Annotated in this window: 16 protein-coding genes; 15 read left to right on the top strand and 1 reads right to left on the bottom strand. The window is 32.8% G+C overall.

From position 1 onward, the window contains the following. Positions 1-19 precede the first annotated feature (19 nt). From GS03_RS06870 to GS03_RS06895, 6 genes are all read left to right on the top strand, one after another. Positions 20-622, top strand: a complete 603-nt coding sequence (locus tag GS03_RS06870; RefSeq protein ID WP_136151814.1) for a sugar transferase — start codon at positions 20-22, stop codon at positions 620-622. After that, positions 612-1232 (top strand): acetyltransferase, encoded by a 621-nt coding sequence (locus GS03_RS06875; RefSeq protein ID WP_246034010.1) that lies wholly within the window; start codon positions 612-614, stop codon positions 1230-1232. The genes GS03_RS06870 and GS03_RS06875 overlap by 11 nt, the downstream gene beginning before the upstream one ends. Further along, positions 1225-2361: a DegT/DnrJ/EryC1/StrS family aminotransferase gene (locus tag GS03_RS06880; protein ID WP_136151815.1), complete on the top strand. Its 1137-nt coding sequence runs from the start codon at positions 1225-1227 to the stop codon at positions 2359-2361. Before GS03_RS06875 ends, GS03_RS06880 begins: the two co-directional genes overlap by 8 nt. A 61-nt stretch (positions 2362-2422) precedes the next feature. Further along, positions 2423-4369, top strand: a complete 1947-nt coding sequence (locus tag GS03_RS06885; RefSeq protein ID WP_136151816.1) for a polysaccharide biosynthesis protein — start codon at positions 2423-2425, stop codon at positions 4367-4369. A gap of 118 nt (positions 4370-4487) precedes the next feature. Further along, the gene (locus GS03_RS06890; protein WP_246034012.1) at positions 4488-5249 is read left to right on the top strand and encodes a polysaccharide biosynthesis/export family protein; all 762 of its coding nucleotides are present in this window, start codon (positions 4488-4490) and stop codon (positions 5247-5249) included. 3 nt (positions 5250-5252) lie between these two features. Continuing rightward, on the top strand, positions 5253-7652 hold the full coding sequence (locus GS03_RS06895) for a GumC family protein (RefSeq protein WP_136151817.1): 2400 nt from the start codon (positions 5253-5255) through the stop codon (positions 7650-7652). Positions 7653-7657: 5 nt separating this feature from the next. Here the strand turns inward: GS03_RS06895 and GS03_RS06900 are convergent, their stop codons facing one another. Beyond that, positions 7658-8416 (bottom strand): tyrosine-protein phosphatase, encoded by a 759-nt coding sequence (locus GS03_RS06900; RefSeq protein ID WP_246034014.1) that lies wholly within the window; start codon positions 8414-8416, stop codon positions 7658-7660. A 128-nt stretch (positions 8417-8544) separates the two neighbouring features. On the opposite strand from GS03_RS06900, the gene GS03_RS06905 reads away from it, so the two are divergent. The 9 genes from GS03_RS06905 to GS03_RS06945 are packed head-to-tail and all read left to right on the top strand — an operon-like array spanning position 8545 to position 17283. Further along, positions 8545-9414: an ABC transporter permease gene (locus GS03_RS06905; RefSeq protein ID WP_136151818.1), complete on the top strand. Its 870-nt coding sequence runs from the start codon at positions 8545-8547 to the stop codon at positions 9412-9414. Next, positions 9414-10679, top strand: a complete 1266-nt coding sequence (locus GS03_RS06910; protein WP_136151819.1) for an ABC transporter ATP-binding protein — start codon at positions 9414-9416, stop codon at positions 10677-10679. The genes GS03_RS06905 and GS03_RS06910 overlap by 1 nt, the downstream gene beginning before the upstream one ends. Before the next feature lie 17 nt (positions 10680-10696). After that, positions 10697-11452: an FkbM family methyltransferase gene (locus GS03_RS06915; RefSeq protein WP_136151820.1), complete on the top strand. Its 756-nt coding sequence runs from the start codon at positions 10697-10699 to the stop codon at positions 11450-11452. A gap of 58 nt (positions 11453-11510) precedes the next feature. After that, entirely contained in the window at positions 11511-12419 is a 909-nt protein-coding gene (locus GS03_RS06920; RefSeq protein WP_136151821.1) for a glycosyltransferase, read from the top strand. Between the two features lie 19 nt (positions 12420-12438). Further along, positions 12439-13599, top strand: a complete 1161-nt coding sequence (locus GS03_RS06925) for a glycosyltransferase family 4 protein (RefSeq protein ID WP_168710280.1) — start codon at positions 12439-12441, stop codon at positions 13597-13599. After that, the gene (locus GS03_RS06930) at positions 13572-14612 is read left to right on the top strand and encodes a glycosyltransferase family A protein (RefSeq protein ID WP_246034016.1); all 1041 of its coding nucleotides are present in this window, start codon (positions 13572-13574) and stop codon (positions 14610-14612) included. Before GS03_RS06925 ends, GS03_RS06930 begins: the two co-directional genes overlap by 28 nt. Positions 14613-14654: 42 nt before the next feature. After that, positions 14655-15671, top strand: coding sequence for a glycosyltransferase family A protein (locus tag GS03_RS06935; protein WP_136151824.1), 1017 nt, complete (start codon positions 14655-14657; stop codon positions 15669-15671). Between the two features lies 1 nt (position 15672). Then, a complete protein-coding gene (locus GS03_RS06940) occupies positions 15673-16581 on the top strand; it encodes a glycosyltransferase family 2 protein (RefSeq protein WP_136151825.1) in 909 nt (302 codons plus the stop codon). Between the two features lie 33 nt (positions 16582-16614). After that, positions 16615-17283 (top strand): acylneuraminate cytidylyltransferase family protein, encoded by a 669-nt coding sequence (locus GS03_RS06945; RefSeq protein ID WP_136151826.1) that lies wholly within the window; start codon positions 16615-16617, stop codon positions 17281-17283. The last annotated feature ends 6 nt before the right edge of the window (positions 17284-17289 follow it).

A 17289-nucleotide genomic window follows, 5' to 3' on the forward strand; every position in this document is an offset into this window, starting at 1 on the left:
TATTTTTGCCAAAAAAACAATGTATACAAGAATAGTAAAACCCATAGCCGATTTCTTCGCCGCTTTAATTGGTTTGATACTATTATCCCCTTTATTTCTACTAATTACCGTTTTACTCTTTATTGCTAATAATGGAAAACCGTTCTTTTTTCAATTGCGTCCCGGAAAGAATGGTAAGATTTTTAAAATTGTCAAGTTCAAAACCATGAACGACAAAAAAGATAGTAATGGGCAATTACTTTCTGACGCACAAAGGTTAACAGCAGTTGGGAGTTTTGTCCGCAAAACTTCTTTAGACGAAATGCCTCAATTAATTAATGTGTTGAAATGTGATATGAGTTTGGTTGGACCAAGACCTTTACTTACTAATTATGTGCATTTATATAGTGATTTTCAAAATCGGCGACATGAAGTCAAACCCGGAATTACCGGCTGGGCACAAGTAAATGGCAGAAATGCTATTTCCTGGGAGAAAAAATTTGAATATGATGTTTGGTATGTAGAACATATTTCTTTTATTTTGGATATGAAAATACTTTTTAAGACTGTCCTAAAAGTAATAAAAAGTGATGGTATTAATGCTGCTAATGCTGCTACAATTGAACCTTTTAATGGAGAATAGCATAACCTTATATGGCGCAAGCGGACACGGAAAAGTGATTATCGATATACTGAATGCAGTAGGAGTAAAGATTAAATCTGTAATTGATGACAATCCAAAATCAGAATCTATTTTAGGGATTCCGGTTGCTAAAACCAGTGAGTATGATATGTCCTCTTTAGGGGAAACCATAATTTCTATTGGAAATAATAAAGTCAGAAAAAAGCTTTCTATATCTCTAAGCGCTAATTTTGCAAAAGCAGTGCATCCATCAGCAGTAATTTCTCCTAATTCAAGCATTGGGGAAGGAACTGTCGTCATGGCAAGAGTTGCGATAAATCCGGATGTGACTATCGGAAAACATTGTATTATCAATACTAATGCTACTGTTGAACACGATGCATTGATTGCCGATTTTGTGCATATTTGCCCAGGAGTTTCCCTTGCTGGGGATGTTACTATAGGCGAAGGTACTCAAGTTGGAATTGGAGCAGCAGTCATACAGGGAATTTCAATTGGGAAATGGGTTACCATTGGGGCAGGAGCAGTTATACTAAATGATATTCCGGATTATGCGGTTGTAGTAGGAAATCCGGGAAAAATAATAAAATACAATTCTATAAATGAATAATTCAAAAATATGGCTTTCCTCTCCGCATATGGGAGGTAATGAGCAGAAATATGTTAAAGAAGCTTTTGACACCAATTGGGTTGCTCCTCTTGGTCCAAACGTAAGCGGTTTTGAGCACGATTTAGAAAATTTCCAAAACGATGATGTATTCGTTGCAGCACTTAGTTCGGGAACTGCAGCTATTCATTTGGGATTGATTTTATTGGGAGTTCAGGCTGGTGATGAAGTTATTTGTCAAAGTTTTACTTTTTCAGCATCGGCTAACCCAATACTATATCTTGGTGCTACTCCGGTTTTTATTGATAGCGAAATTGACACTTGGAATATGTGTCCGATTGCTTTAGAACAAGCCATTGCTGATAGAATTTCAAAAGGTAAAAAACCAAAAGCAATAATTCCGGTGCATTTGTATGGTATGCCATTTAAAGTTGATGAAATCAAAGCAATAGCCTTAAAATATGAAATCCCAATTCTTGAAGATAGTGCCGAAGCACTAGGAAGTACTTACAAAGGGAAAAAATGTGGCACTTTCGGTGACATTGGCGTTTTATCATTTAATGGTAATAAAATAATTACTACATCCGGCGGTGGCGCTTTGGTTACACATTCAAAAAAGGTAAAAGATAAAACAGTTTTTCTGGCAACACAGGCTCGGGATAATGCACCTCATTATCAGCACTCTGAAATTGGCTACAATTATAGGTTGAGTAATATTTGTGCCGGAATTGGAAGAGGTCAAATGGAAGTTTTAGAAAAGCATATAAATCTGAGACGCGAAATGCATGATTTTTATGTTGATTTCTTTAAAGATATTGAAGGTGTTACCGTTTTTCAAGAGCCAAATGCTGATTTTTACTCTAATTTTTGGCTAAGCTGCATTGTCATCGATTCAGATAAACTAGGAAAAACAAGAGAAGAATTAAGGCTTGCACTGGAAGCTTCGAATATTGAATCCAGACCTTTGTGGAAGCCTATGCATTTGCAGCCTATATTTTCTGACTATCCTTTTTATGGGAAAAAAGTTTCAGAACAGTTTTTTGAAAATGGTTTGTGTCTGCCGTCAGGCTCCAATTTGAATGAAGATGAAAAAGGAAGAATCACTAACGCACTTTCTCAATTTTTTAAATAATACTTTTGTCTAAAAATAAAAATAGACTATTTTAGTTTAAATTTGTCGTTTACAAAAAAATATGAACCCTATTTCCAAGGTGCTTAAAGAAGCTATGTCCAGCAAAAGATTTCGTAATATTGGTTATTTACCAAGATGGATTATTTTTGCTATTGATGTATGTATCGTTGCTGTTGCTTGTGTAATTACGTTTGTTATTGTCCACAGTTTGAATGTTAAGCCCTATAATACGATTACGATTTTATCTCAATATGGTATAATTGTAGCAATAAATTCCATTTTTTTCATTTTTTTTAAAACCTACAGTGGGATAATAAGGCATTCCACTTTTATAGATGGAGTTAAGTTGTTAGTAGCTACTTCTACTTCCTATTTGGCCTTAATGGTTATTAACTATTCATTTCAAATTATAACGGGAAATAAATTATTACTTTCAACAGGATTATTTATTACGTATGTTATTTCCTTTTTATTGCTTTTTCTTTTTAGAATTCTGGTCAAAAACTTTTTTGAAAAGTACCTGCAGGTTGAAGATAAGAAGCAACTAATAAGAGCTGTTATTTATGGAGCTGATGCTAATGCTATATCGGTTGCCAATGCGTTAAAAACAGAAAAGCCATCCCGATTTAATGTTGTTGCTTTTGTCGATAAATTCAAGCAGGATAAAACCTCAAAGAGTATTCTTGATTTACCAATCATTAATCAAAATAGGAGCTTACATGTGATTTTGAGATCTGTCAATGCTGAATCGCTGATTATCGCTGAAAAGAGTCTGACAAAAGAAGAAACTATCGCGATTGTTGAAGAATGTCTGGAATATAACTTCAAAGTTTTTACAGTTCCGTTGATTACGGATTGGGAAGATCAAAAACAAATATCCAATCAATTGCAGCATTTTGCTATTGAAGATTTATTAGAAAGAAAACCAATTGTTTTAGATAATAATAAAATTTCAGCACAGATTAAAGGCAAAAGAGTTATGATAACTGGCGGTGCCGGTTCTATAGGAAGTGAAATAGTTAGGCAGGTTATTAATTTTAGCCCATATAAAATAATTATTTTAGATCAGGCAGAATCACCATTGCATAGTTTGCATTTAGAAGTTTCGGAACTTTCAAACGATGTCAAAATTAGAACCGTCTTAACAGATGTAAAAGATTATAACGCTTTAGAATCAGTTTTTGAAAAGTACAAACCTGATTTTGTTTATCATGCGGCTGCTTACAAACACGTTCCTCTGATGGAAGAAAATCCGTCACAAGCCATTTATACTAACGTAATCGGGACAAAAAATCTAGCTGATTTATCAAGCAAGTATCTTGTTGAGAAGTTTGTATTAATCTCTACCGACAAGGCTGTAAATCCAAGTAGCGTTATGGGAGCCAGTAAACGTATTGCTGAAAAATACGTTCAATCCTTGAATTATCACCTTTTAAATTCAAAGAAAAAAATTACCACTAAATTTATCACTACTAGATTTGGAAATGTTTTGGGTTCTAATGGTTCTATCGTTCCTTTGTTTACCAAGCAAATTCAGGAAGGAGGTCCAATTACTATTACACATCCCAAAATTATCAGGTATTTTATGACTATACCGGAAGCATGTCAACTTGTACTTGAAGCCGGAGCGATGGGTAATGGTGGTGAAATTTATATTTTTGATATGGGTGAACCGGTTAAGATTATTGATTTGGCCAAAAAGATGATTCGTTTAGCAGGATTTATTCCGGATAAGGACATCAGTATTAAAATTATTGGATTGAGACCAGGAGAAAAGCTATTTGAAGAGTTGCTTAATGATACCTCAAAAACTTTGCCCACTCATAATATAAAAATAATGATAGCGCAGGATACTATCGATGATTTTGAAGATGTAAGAGTGGCTATTACAGAATTAATTGCAACAGCTCAAAAAAAATCCAGTCAGGAAGTAGTAACCTTAATGAAAAAAATTGTTCCCGAATTTAAGAGTATGAATTCAGAGTTTCAAGTTTTAGATATCGACTAAATTGCTATTTAATGAATTTATCTATTCAAAAATATAAAATCAAATTGTAGCTTTGCGGCTTAAAAGTGAGCATTCTTTATAGTTTTGCTAAAAAAATCACATTGTAAATTATACCATAATGATAAAAAAAATATTCTTATTGCTACTTACCCTCACTATAGTTTCTTGTGCTAGTAAAAAAGACATTCTTTATTACCAAGATTTAAAAGATGGAACACAAGAATATATCAATTATTTACCAAGCTCCATTCAAATCAACGATATATTATATATAAGAATATCAGCTTTAATTCCTGAATCTGCCGAACCTTTTAATATACAAATAGGCGCAAATGCAAACAATATAAACATGGAAACCTATAGAATTCAGGGCTATTTAGTTTCACAGGAAGGTTCTATTGTATTTCCAATATTGGGTACTATAAAATTGGCAGGAAAAAGCACTATTGAAGCACAAAATTTGATAGCAAAAATGCTTAGTGACGGCGGTTATATAAAAGAACCAACTGTTAGTGTTAGAGTAATAAATAGTAAAATAACCGTTTTGGGAGAAGTTAAAAGCCCTGGTACTTATAGCTATGATGAACAGAATTTATCATTAAATCAAGCTATTGGTTTAGCTGGAGATTTGACTATAAACGGTGTGCGAAATGATATAATGATAATACGGGAAGTCAATGGAGTGCGAACATACGCAAACGTTGATTTGACATCTTCTGATTGGTTTTCCAGCCCTTACTATTATGTTAAACAAAACGATATTATTATTGTGAATCCGAACGGACCAAAAATTAAAACAGCTGGTTATATAAACAGCCTCGGCTCTGCTTTAGGAATCATTTCGTTTGGTTTGACACTTTATTTATTGTTAAAAAAATAATTAATGGAAAATATTCAGTTTGAAGCAGACGGAAGTCATAATGAGGTTAATATTTTAGACCAAGTATTTAGATACTTGCGCCATTGGTATTGGTTTTTGATTTCTATGTTGGTGTGTTTTTTTGTTGTAAAAAATTATTTAGCACATACCATACCTATCTATGAATCTAAGGCTAACATTAAAATTATTGATGATTCAAAAAACACTTTTGTGTTACCAGGTTCCGGATTAGCTTCAATGTCGAGGTCAAAAGTAAATTTAGACAATCAGATTGAAGTATTAAAATCGAATAGATTATTAGAACAAGTTGTAAGAAACTTAAGTTTAAATACACAATATTATAGAGTTGGGTATTTAAATAATATTGAAATATGGAAAAATAGACCTTTTAGTATTGAATGGTTAAGTAACGACATTGCTATGGACACTAAGTCTTTTGCAATTGAAATTGAAATCGTTAAAAATGGATTTAAAATTGTTACTTTCAACGGAGCAGAGGCTAACAAATTTTCTCGATTTAATTCTGAGCAAGCTTTAAATGGTATCCCTTTTAAAGTGAATCTTCAAGTCGGAACTAATATAGATTCTCTTATAGGAAGAAAGTATTTAATAAGACATTCAGCACTTATGCCAACAGTTATTGGGCTTTCCAATAATTTAAAAATAGTAAACAAAAATGAAAACTCCGATATTCTTACTATTTCTCTATCATCCAGTAATAAGGATCGTTCAGAAGCTATTTTAAATGAAATTATTAAGCAATATGATATTGATGGGATGACCGACAGAAGGTTAGTTTCGGAGAAAACTATTGAATTTGTTAACAATCGATTTAAATCTTTAGAGCGCCAATTAGATTCCATAGAAACTGATAAAGCAGCCTACAAGAGTAACAATGAATTAACATTTATTGAGTCTGATGCTGCCACTGCTACTTCAGGGAAAATTCTAGCAAATAATGATGTTTTTCAAACAGAGACACAAATTGCTTTATCAAAAATATTAGAACAAACGGTACGATCTGATAAGAAATTAAATTTGTTACCAACCAATATTGGCGTTGCAAATGCAAATGTAAACGGATTGTTGTCTGGTTTTAACACTATAGTTTTAGAAAGGGATAGAATGTTAGTAAGTGCCGGTGAAAACAATCCTAAGGTTACTTTTTATAACAGTAAATTACAAGAACTTCAAAAAAATATTCTTGAGTCAATCAAGGCCTATCAAAGAGAGTTAGAGGTTTCATTGTCTCAAAACAATATAAACAAAAGAACTTCTACAGGTAAGTTTAGAGCTATCCCAACTAATGAGAAAATTTTAAATTCCATTGAACGTCAACGAAATTTAAAAGAATCACTTTATATTCTGCTTTTGCAAAAACGAGAGGAAGCTGCGGTTAATTTAGCGATTACTGCTTCATCCATAAAGGTAATAGATTATGCACTTACGGATGCAAGCCCTATTTCACCTAAAAAAGGGTCATTCTATATTGGAGCATTGCTTATTGGGTTGTTGATTCCGTTTTTAATTTTATACATAAGCTTTTTACTCGATGACAAACTTCATACTAAAGAAGATATTTTAAAATTAACCCGAAATAAAGTTATCCTTTCCGAAGTTCCGCATATTGATTCGGATGAAAGAATAACAAGTAGTAATGACAGGTCTTTGCTTGGGGAATCTTTCCGAATTTTACGAACTAATTTAACGTATATTTTCCCTTTACAATCAGAAAAACAGGCTCAAACCATTATGGTTACTTCTACTATTAAGGGAGAAGGTAAAACATTTACCGCCTTGAATTTATCTATCTCTTTTTCTATCATGAATAAAAAGGTGTTGTTAATTGGAGCTGATATGAGAAACCCTCAGTTGCATAACTATTTAACCGTTAAGAAAAATGAACTTGGACTTCAGGATTATCTGCATGATGTAGCTATTGATTGGCGTAGTGTTGTTAAACAAAATCAACTAAATACCAGTTTAGATATTATCTTATCGGGTACTATTCCGCCAAATCCTGCAGAGTTATTATCCAATGGTCGATTGGATAATCTTATCGCTGAAGCTAAAAAAGAATACGATTATATTATTATTGATACTGCTCCGACGCTTTTGGTTACCGATACCTTGATAATATCCCAATTAGTTGATACTACTTTATATGTGGTTAGAGCTGATTATACTCCTAAAAAGATATTAGAGTTTTCAGTGAATTTGAGTGAAAAAGGCAAATTGAAAAACATGGCTTATGTAATCAATAATGTTGGTTCTAATTATAAAGGTTATGGTTATAGCTATGGTTACAATTACAAATATAACTATGCGTATGGTTATGGTTATGGTTATGACGATGCAAGTAATTCAAAGAAATCTTTTATTAAAAGATTGTTTAAAAGATAATAGAATTAAAAATCAAAAATAGAATTGTTTTGAAAAATTGGAGTCAGGTACTCATGGTTTTTCAAAACAATTTTTTTATGCATAGCTTCCAAATGACGATTATGATGCACATCAGAACCTATAAAATCTATTAAACCTTCTTTTAACAGAGAATTTGAAACTTTAGCCACGTGTTCACCATAATAACCGGTTGCCGACAACATATTTAGTTGAAACAAACAACCAACATTTTTTAACTTCTTATATTCATTCATTGAATGATGGTAAAAATGATACCTTTCAGGATGTGCTAATACAGGTTGGTAACCATTAGTTTGCAATTCATATAGTATTTCATATAATTGAATTGGTGGACTCAAATAGGATATTTCCACCAAAACATAATTTTCTTTTAAAGTTAACAGCCGTTCCTTTGTGATCAGTTCTCTAAACTCGGCATCCATCATATATTCTGCTGCGGCTTTAATATTGGAATTAGCGTCCGAAATCTTTAGTTCCTGAATTGTAGCCGATAGCTTTTGATTTATTTCAACACTGGTATTTTTCCATACATCACTCATAACGTGTGGTGTAGTAATAAACTTCTTGAAACCAATTTCCTGTAAGCCTTTTATAAGATTTTCAGTATCTCCAATAGTCACTGCACCATCATCAATTCCAGGTAATAAATGAGAATGAATATCTATATAATTATTCGGAATTAAATCACGTAAGTATGGCTTTTTTTTAAAGAAATGAATCAAAATAAGGTGTTTAATGGGCATAAATTTAATAAATAATAATCTAACTTCTCACTTTATACACTAATACCAAATAAATAGGTGTAATTCTTTTTATAGGGTGCTCTAATTTATATATTTGCAGGTGTTAACAATAAATCATAAGAGCTGTAATGGAAAATAATAGTCAATCTCAGGATTGGGATTTGGTCATAAAAGGGCATACCTCGCTTTTTGATGTTAAATTCAAGGATCTTTGGCATTATAGAGATTTATTGTTGCTTTTTGTGAAAAGAGATTTTGTCAGCTTTTATAAGCAAACGATTTTAGGACCAATGTGGTTCTTTATTCAGCCCATTTTTACCACGATTGTTTTTTCATTTGTCTTTGGAAGTCTGGCAGGAATAAGCACCGATGGATTACCAAAATACCTGTTTTATTTGACTGGAATTACAGCCTGGAATTATTTCGCTGATTGTCTGACTAAAACGAGTACTGTTTTTAGAGATAATGCCAGCATTTTTGGCAAAGTGTATTTTCCGAGATTAATCATGCCTTTGAGTATTGTGGTTAGCAATTTGGTTCGTTTTGGAGTCCAATTTTTGTTGATGGTATGCATGATGGTTTATTTTTATTTCTTCCCAATTGAAGGGACACACTTTGAAGTTACAGTAGGAATATTATTGTTTCCGGTCTTGGTCTTGCTAATGGCTTTTCTCGGATTAGGATTGGGATTAATAATTACTGCGATGACTACAAAGTATAGAGATTTAACCTTTTTAGTAACCTTTGGAGTGCAGTTGTTAATGTATGGAACAACGGTTATTTACCCGTTGAGTTATGCGAGAGAAAAAGGATATAGTACCTTAGTTGAATTAAATCCAATGACCGGAATTATTGAGAGTTTTAGATATGCTTTTTTAGGAAAAGGCGAATTCACCATATGGAGTTTGGGATATTCCACTTTAATGACCATTATTATATTATTTATCGGAATTGTAATATTTAATAAAACCGAGAAAAACTTTGTTGACACCATCTAATGAGTAAACCAATCATACACGTAGAAAATTTGTCAAAGGCTTATCAAATAGGCCAAATTGGTACCGGAACAATATCGCGTGATATTGAGCGTTTTTGGTTGACAAAAATTCTGGGAAAAGACGACCCGTTTTTAAAAATTGGTGAGACAAACGATAGAAGTTTAAAAGGAGAAAGCGACATCGTTTGGTCTTTAAAGGATATTAATTTCGAAATTAATCAAGGTGATGCTGTTGGAATAATAGGTAAAAATGGCGCCGGAAAAAGTACCTTACTCAAATTGCTTTCCAGAGTAACAAGTCCTACAACCGGTGAAATAAAAGTAAAGGGAAGAATAGCCAGTTTGCTTGAAGTTGGTACCGGTTTTCACCCTGAATTATCCGGTAGGGAAAATATTTATTTGAATGGTGCTATCCTAGGAATGCGCAAAAAAGAAATTACTCGTAAACTTGATGAAATCATTGATTTTTCAGGAGTTGAACGCTATATTGATACACCCGTAAAAAGATATTCTTCCGGAATGTATGTTCGTTTAGCTTTTGCTGTAGCCGCACATCTTGAAAGTGAAATTTTGATAGTCGATGAGGTTTTGGCCGTTGGTGATGCTGAATTTCAAAAGAAATGTCTCGGTAAAATGGGTGATATCAGCAAAGGGCAAGGTAGAACGGTTTTATTTGTGAGTCATAATATGGCTGCTGTAAAAAGTTTTTGTTCCAGAGGAATTGTTTTAGAAAACGGTTTGATTAAAAAGAATGATACCGTTGAGAGTGCTGTAGGATATTATCTAATGGGAAATTCAGCCTCATTAAATCAGAGGCAGTTCACAACAGAATTCGATACTATTGATTTTACCATACATTCATTAGCAGTAAATGTTGTCGACGATATTGAAAATGTTATTTTAGATGAGTATCAGGAAATAGAACTTAACGTAGGATTTACGTTGAAGCATGCTCAAAAACATTTGCATGTTACTTTTGTTTTAAATAACGAATACGGAGAACCTTTGTTTACTTTTTCACATATTAATGCAGGCCTGAAGTTAAAGCAAGGATTGAATCATATAAAATGTAAAATGCCCAAAGGATTTTTAAACATAGGTTCTTATTATTTATCCCTTTTTGTTATAGAAGATGCTAAGTCAGTATTGTTTCTGGAAAAAGACATACTCCCTTTTACAATACAAGAAGGAGAAAGGCCTATTGGTTCTTGGATGGGAAAAGAACCGGGTTTTATAAAGCCAATTTTTGATTGGAAAATAAATTAAATTAGTAAAATTATATCATGAAAAGAACCATAAAAAAGATAATCGCTAAGGTTGGATTTCGCATAGTAAATAAAAATTCAAAAGATTTAGTTCAGAATAGCCAGGTTACTTTACTAACCAATTTCTTCCAAACTTTAAAAGAGTTTGGTTTTGATCCAAAACACATTGTAGATGTTGGAGCTAACCATGGCAAATGGACAAGAAATGCTTTGAATTTTTTCCCTGATGCACATTATACAATGGTTGAACCACAACACTGGTTAAGAGATTCCATTGCGGATGTTTTAGATTCAAATGATAAAGTGAAATTGTATCCTTATGGAGCAGGAGAAACCGAAGGAACATTTAATTTTACGGTTATGGATAGTGATGTGAGTTCATCATTCAAATATTCAGAAGAAGAAGCAAAAGCAAATGGTTACAAACAAATTCAATTACCAATTATAACCTTAAATAAATTACTGGCCGAAACCAAGCTGCCAACCCCGGATATTATAAAAATTGATGCTGAAGGAATTGATATTCAGGTATTGAATGGCGCTTCGGATTATTTAGGAAAAACCGAAATTGTTATGGTTGAAGCTGGCGTAATCAATAAAGAATATGATAATAGCTTTATAAAAACTATTAATTATATGGATCAAAAAGGGTATACTCTTTTTGATATTACTGAGTTGAATAGACCTTTTCAAACAAAAGTACTTTGGCTGGTAGAACTTGTTTTTGTGAAAAAAGGAGGCGTTATCGATACTAAAGTAATTGAGGAGAACTAATATTTTCAATACTTTAGAGATGACAAAATATACGATTCTATAGTTTTAGATTTTAACTATGAAGGACAAACTATTAGTTTCAGTTGATATGATAACATACAAGCACGAAGCCTTCATAAAGCAAGCTATCGATGGGGTTTTGATGCAAGAAACTGATTTTGAGTATGATTTAATTATATCCGATGATTGTTCTCCTGATACTACATCACAAATTGTTAATGAAATTATAGCGAATCATCCCAAAGGTCATATTATAAAGTATTTTCGCCACGAAAAAAATTTAGGGATGCAGGAAAATAGTTTTTTTGCATTGCAACAATGTAAAGGGAAATATGTTGCCTTATGTGAAGGAGATGATTTTTGGACAGACAAAACCAAACTTCAAAAACAAATCGACTTTTTAGAGAAAAATCCTGAGTTGAGTTTTTGTTTTCATAAAGCATTTCGGTTTGACTCGGAAAATGAATCACTCAATAAAGTTTATCCCCAAAATTTAAATAAAACCATTTTAAACGAAGAAGACTTCTTTGCAATTCCAACAATTCCAACGGCAAGTGTCGTTTTTTTTAATGATATTAAGTTCCCAAAACTTCTTCATAGTCATCCGGATATGTTGCTTTACGCCACTTTGTTATCCAAAGGGAATGCCGGTTTTATAGATGAGCAAATGTCTTCCTACAGACTTTATAGTCACGGTATTTCTAATAGATATAGCGAAAATTGGTATTTAGAAAGACGAATCAACGAACTGAATATTGAAAAGAAATACCCTGATTTTTCATCAAAAGTCAGAGCCCAAATTGCCAAAATTCACATCAACCACGTGCTTTTGTATTTGAACAGGAATAGAGGTAAGTTGACTTTTGCCCAAAAGAAAAATTATCTGAAGACCATATGTTTTTCAAAATATTTTTATAGAAAATCATTAAAAGAGTATCTTGCACTGTTAAAAACACTGCTGAAGTAATCCGAAAATTGAATATATTTTGAAAAAAAAAATACTGCTTTTTGGACCGATTGGTGATTTTGGAGGAAGAGATATAGAAGTTAATATTATCGCCAAAGCCATTAGTGATCAATATCAAACAGCTGTCTTTTCCAGTATTTACATCACTGGGAATTCCTATGCAATTCAAGGGTTGAAAAAGGTTGATTTTAATTCATTCGAAAAGGAAATCTATAAATCAAATTGGTTTTTAAGGGTTTTGTCCCAAGTGTTTTATTGGAAGAATAAAAAGAAAAAATTGCCTTATGCTTACCTAAAAAACGATATCTCAAACTCTTTTTTTGATTTTGAAAAAGTCCAAAAAAGGATTCTTTTCAATGAACTCAAAAAGACTGATGCTGTAATTGCTTGTGTACAACCAACTTCTTCCTATCTGAAAGAAGCCATAGAAATTTGTCATAAATTAAACAAACCCTTTTTCATCAGAACCACCGGAACGATTCGCAAATTTGAGGTCAGCTCTTTTCAGTTTTTAAAAAATGTGACTTGTTTTATTCACCATTCTAAAACCAATGCCAATAATTTAAACAAACAGTTGCCCTTGCCATTTGTAATTATTGACCAATGCGCTCAATTTGAGTCAAAATTATTAGCTTTACCTATCAGCAATAACCAAAATATTTACGGCTATTTAGGTCGATTAAGCAGTGAAAAGGGTATATTGGAACTGATACGTTTCTTTAAAAATACCAACACTGGAAAATTGTTAATCGCAGGCGACGGTCCATTGAAAAAAGAAGTAATTGAAGCCATTAATCAAACAGACAATATTGAGTATTTAGGACAAAGTCAACCTGAAGAGTTGAACTTTTTTTTCCAAAAAATTAGCACTCTAATTATTCCTTCTCTCGAAGAATCAGGACCTTTAGTTGGCTTGGAAGCGATGGCTGCAGCCAAGTTGGTTTTATCTACAAGAGTTGGCGCCATGGAAGAACGACTGGCTAATTCACCAAATAATTTTTGGTTCGATATTGAGAATCAACAATCTTTTTTGGATAGTTTAGCCCAAATACAGCAACTGAGTAAGGACGAATTTGAAAAAATTGCAAATAACAACAGAGAAGTTTACCTTGCAGACTATCAGTTTACAGCGATTAAAGAAAAATATAACAATTGCTTGAATCAGTATTTGAATTCATGAGAATAGGTAAGAATCCACAAATAGATAAATCACTTCACTCTTCTGATTATTTTCATCAGGTGATTGTGCCGGTTTATATTCCTAACAACGAAGATTATTTTAAAGACAGTTTTAATGTATTTAAAATCACTGTGGATTCATTACTCAAGACTTCCCATTCTAAGACCTTTATTTCAATTGTTAATAATGGTTCTTCGGCTGAAGTAGCAACCTACTTAGAAGAATTGTACCATAAGGGAAAAATTCACGAATTGATTCATACCAACAATATCGGAAAAATCAATGCAATCAACAAAGCCTTAATCGGACAATCATTTTCTGTGGTTACGATGGCAGATGCTGATGTATTGTTTTTAAACGGTTGGCAAAAATCGGTTTACGACATATTGGATGCCTTTCCGAAAGCCGGAGCGGTTTGTACAACACCCAATTCCAGAACTTTAAAAAAACTGACGGAGAACATTTATTTTGATCAATTTTTCTCTAAATCATTGCGTTTTGCCCAAGTTAAAGACCCTCAGGCGATGATTGATTTTGCTGAAAGTACTGGAAATAATTGGGTTTATCGACCAATTCATTTGGAAAAATATTTGACTGTAAATCGCCATAACGTCAGCGCTGTAGTTGGTGCAGGACATTATGTTTGCACTTATCGTCGTGATGCTTTACCTCAAAATGGCTTTGCGAATACCCATACATTATTGGGTAATAATTTAATGGAACCAATCGATATCGGAATTATCAAAAAAGGGTATTGGCGTTTATCAACGGAGCAAAATTTTACTTATCATATGGGCAATCATACCGAAGATTGGATGTATAATAAGTTAAACGATTTAATCGAAGAAAAACAAAGCATTCTTAAACCTGAATGGGTTTCCGTTACATCTTCTCTTTTTTTAAATTGGTTCAAACTGAATGTTTTTGGTCGCTTGCTGTTTTCCCGACATATTTTATGGAAAAACTTTTTGCGTTTCAAAGGATTGAAAAAAGAAGAAGCAAAAGACTATTAACAAGGGCTTTTTCAATAAATTAGCACCAATAAAAACAGTGGTATGAGAGTGGGATTCAATCCGCATAAAGACAAACCTTTAGACCAAAGTGATTACCTGCATCAGGTGATTATTCCTGTTTTCATACCTCATTTTGAAGATTATTATAAAGACGCTTTTACCATACTGAAACATTGCTTGAATTCTTTGTTGCAAACAATGCACAATCAAACCATGATTACTGTTGTCAATAACGGTAGCTGTAAAGAAATAGTTGATTATCTCAATCAATTATATGAAGCAAATAAAATTCAGGAAGTCATTCACACCGACAATCTAGGTAAAATCAACGCGATTTTTAAAGGTTTATCCGGAAACAACATCCCTTTAGTGACCATATCCGATTCGGATGTTTTGTTTTTGAAAGATTGGCAAAAAGAAACCATTGCTGTTTTTAACAATTTCCCAAAAGCAGGCGTTGTAGGCATTGTACCTCAAATCAGAACGTTTGCGCATTTGTCAAGCAATTTGATATTTGAAAAATTGTTTTCCAACAATCTGAAATTTACCGAAGTTAAGAACCCCGATGCCTTCAAAAAGTTTTATTATAGCATTGGTTGGGGAGAAAATTATAATCACGATTATTTGCGTTGGACACTTTCTATCGAGAATAAAGATTTTAGAGCTGGTGTAGGTTCCGGACATTTTGTGGCGACATACAGGAAAGAGTTATTCGACGAAATTAAAACCTATTTTGGTTATAAAATGGGCGCTGATTCTGAAAAATATTTGGACGAAAGCCCATTGCAAAAAGGGCTTTGGCGATTGACAACCAATGATAATTACGCCTATCACATGGGCAATGTTGCTGAAGATTGGATGACCTCAGAAATTCAAAAAAATACCGTTTCACAAGTAGAAGCAGTGCATTTTATTAACCAACAGAAGCCGGCAAAAGTGAGCCGTTTTTCTTTTTATATAAAAAATAGAATTTTCGCAAAAATATTTGACAATAAAGCATTCAGAAAATATTTTTATCATTTTAAAGGTTTACCCAAAGACGTTGCTAAAAACTACTAAAATGACCGTTGGAAATTCAAAAACCGCCATACTTATTTCTACCAAAAATCGTTGCGACGATTTGTTGTTCACACTCCAAAAAATAAGGCATTTATTTAGTGTAAATGTGACTTGTGTTGTATTTGACGATGGCTCAACTGATGCTACTTTTGAAAAAGTAAAATCAAATTTTCCGGAGGTTGAAGTATTGAGAAACCAAACGTCAAAAGGATATCTTTTTTGTAGAAATGTGATGCTCAATAAGACAACTGCAGATTTTGCCATTTCGTTAGATGATGATGCACATTTTCTAACTGAAACTCCAATAGAAATTATTACTGCTTATTTTCAAAATAATCCAGCATGTGGATTGATAGCAACCCGAATATATTGGAGTAAAACAGCACCCGAAAATGGCAATAATAAAGAAATTCAGCAAAAGGTAAAAAGCTATGTTGGCTGTGGTCACGTTTGGCGAATGAAAGCCTGGAGAGCTATTTCAAATTATCCTGAGTGGTTTCAGTTTTATGGAGAAGAAACCTTTGCCTCATTTGAATTGTTCAAAGCAAAATGGGAAGTTCATTATGTTCCTGAACTTTTGGTATTGCATAGAGTTGATTTAAAAGAAAGAACAAAATCAAATAATGACTTTGCTTTTCGTTACAGAAGAGCAATCAGAGCCGATTGGTATATTTATTTTTTGTTTCTCCCACTTGGTAAAATCCCAAGAAGATTGGCATATTCTATATGGATGCAATGCAAAACCAAAATTCTAAAAGGCGATTTTAAAGTAATAAAACCATTGCTTTTGGCTATTTTTGATTTGATTTGCTGCTTTCCAAAGTTGATTAAAAACAGAAATGCTTTAACAAGCGAGGAATACGATGTTTATGTTAAATTAAACGAGGCAAAAATATATTGGAAACCATAAAAACGGTTATTTTTACAATCACTAATTTTACTAATGAAGAATATTGCAATAATTCCTGCACGTGGCGGTTCGAAAAGATTGCCCGATAAAAATATTTTACTTCTAAATGGCATTCCGATGATTGCCTATAGCATCATGTATGCTCAACAAAATCCTGAAATAATTGACGCCATATTTGTGAGTACTGATGATGAAAAAATCAAGGAAATAGCAATAAAGTATGGAGCCAAAGTAATTGACAGACCAACAGCAATATCCGGAGATTTTGAGCCTACAGTTAGTGCGTTGAAGCATTGTTTAGAAGTTATAAACGATAAGAAAATCGAAAATGTAATTTTACTTCAACCTACAAATCCGTTGCGTCCTGAAAATTTATTGAAAGAAGCCTTTGATATTTATCAAAACAAGAGTTGTGATAGTTTGTTTACAGTAACCAGAAACCAACACAAATTTGGTAAAATAATAAATGATAAATTTGTTCCTTTTAATTATGAAATAGGGCAAAGAAGTCAGGATTTAGAACCTATTTATTTTGAAAATGGATTGTTGTATATTAGCAAAACAGCAGCCGTTTTAAAAGAAACTATTATCACAAAAAATGCTTTTCCGTTTGAGGTGAATCATCCTTTTTCAACAGTTGATATTGATACTCAGGAAGACTTTGATTATGCCGAATATTTATTGAAAAAGTCAAAAAAGTAAATCTAA

This window comes from Flavobacterium sangjuense (assembly GCF_004797125.1).
GTDB classification, from domain to species: Bacteria; Bacteroidota; Bacteroidia; order Flavobacteriales; family Flavobacteriaceae; genus Flavobacterium; species Flavobacterium sangjuense.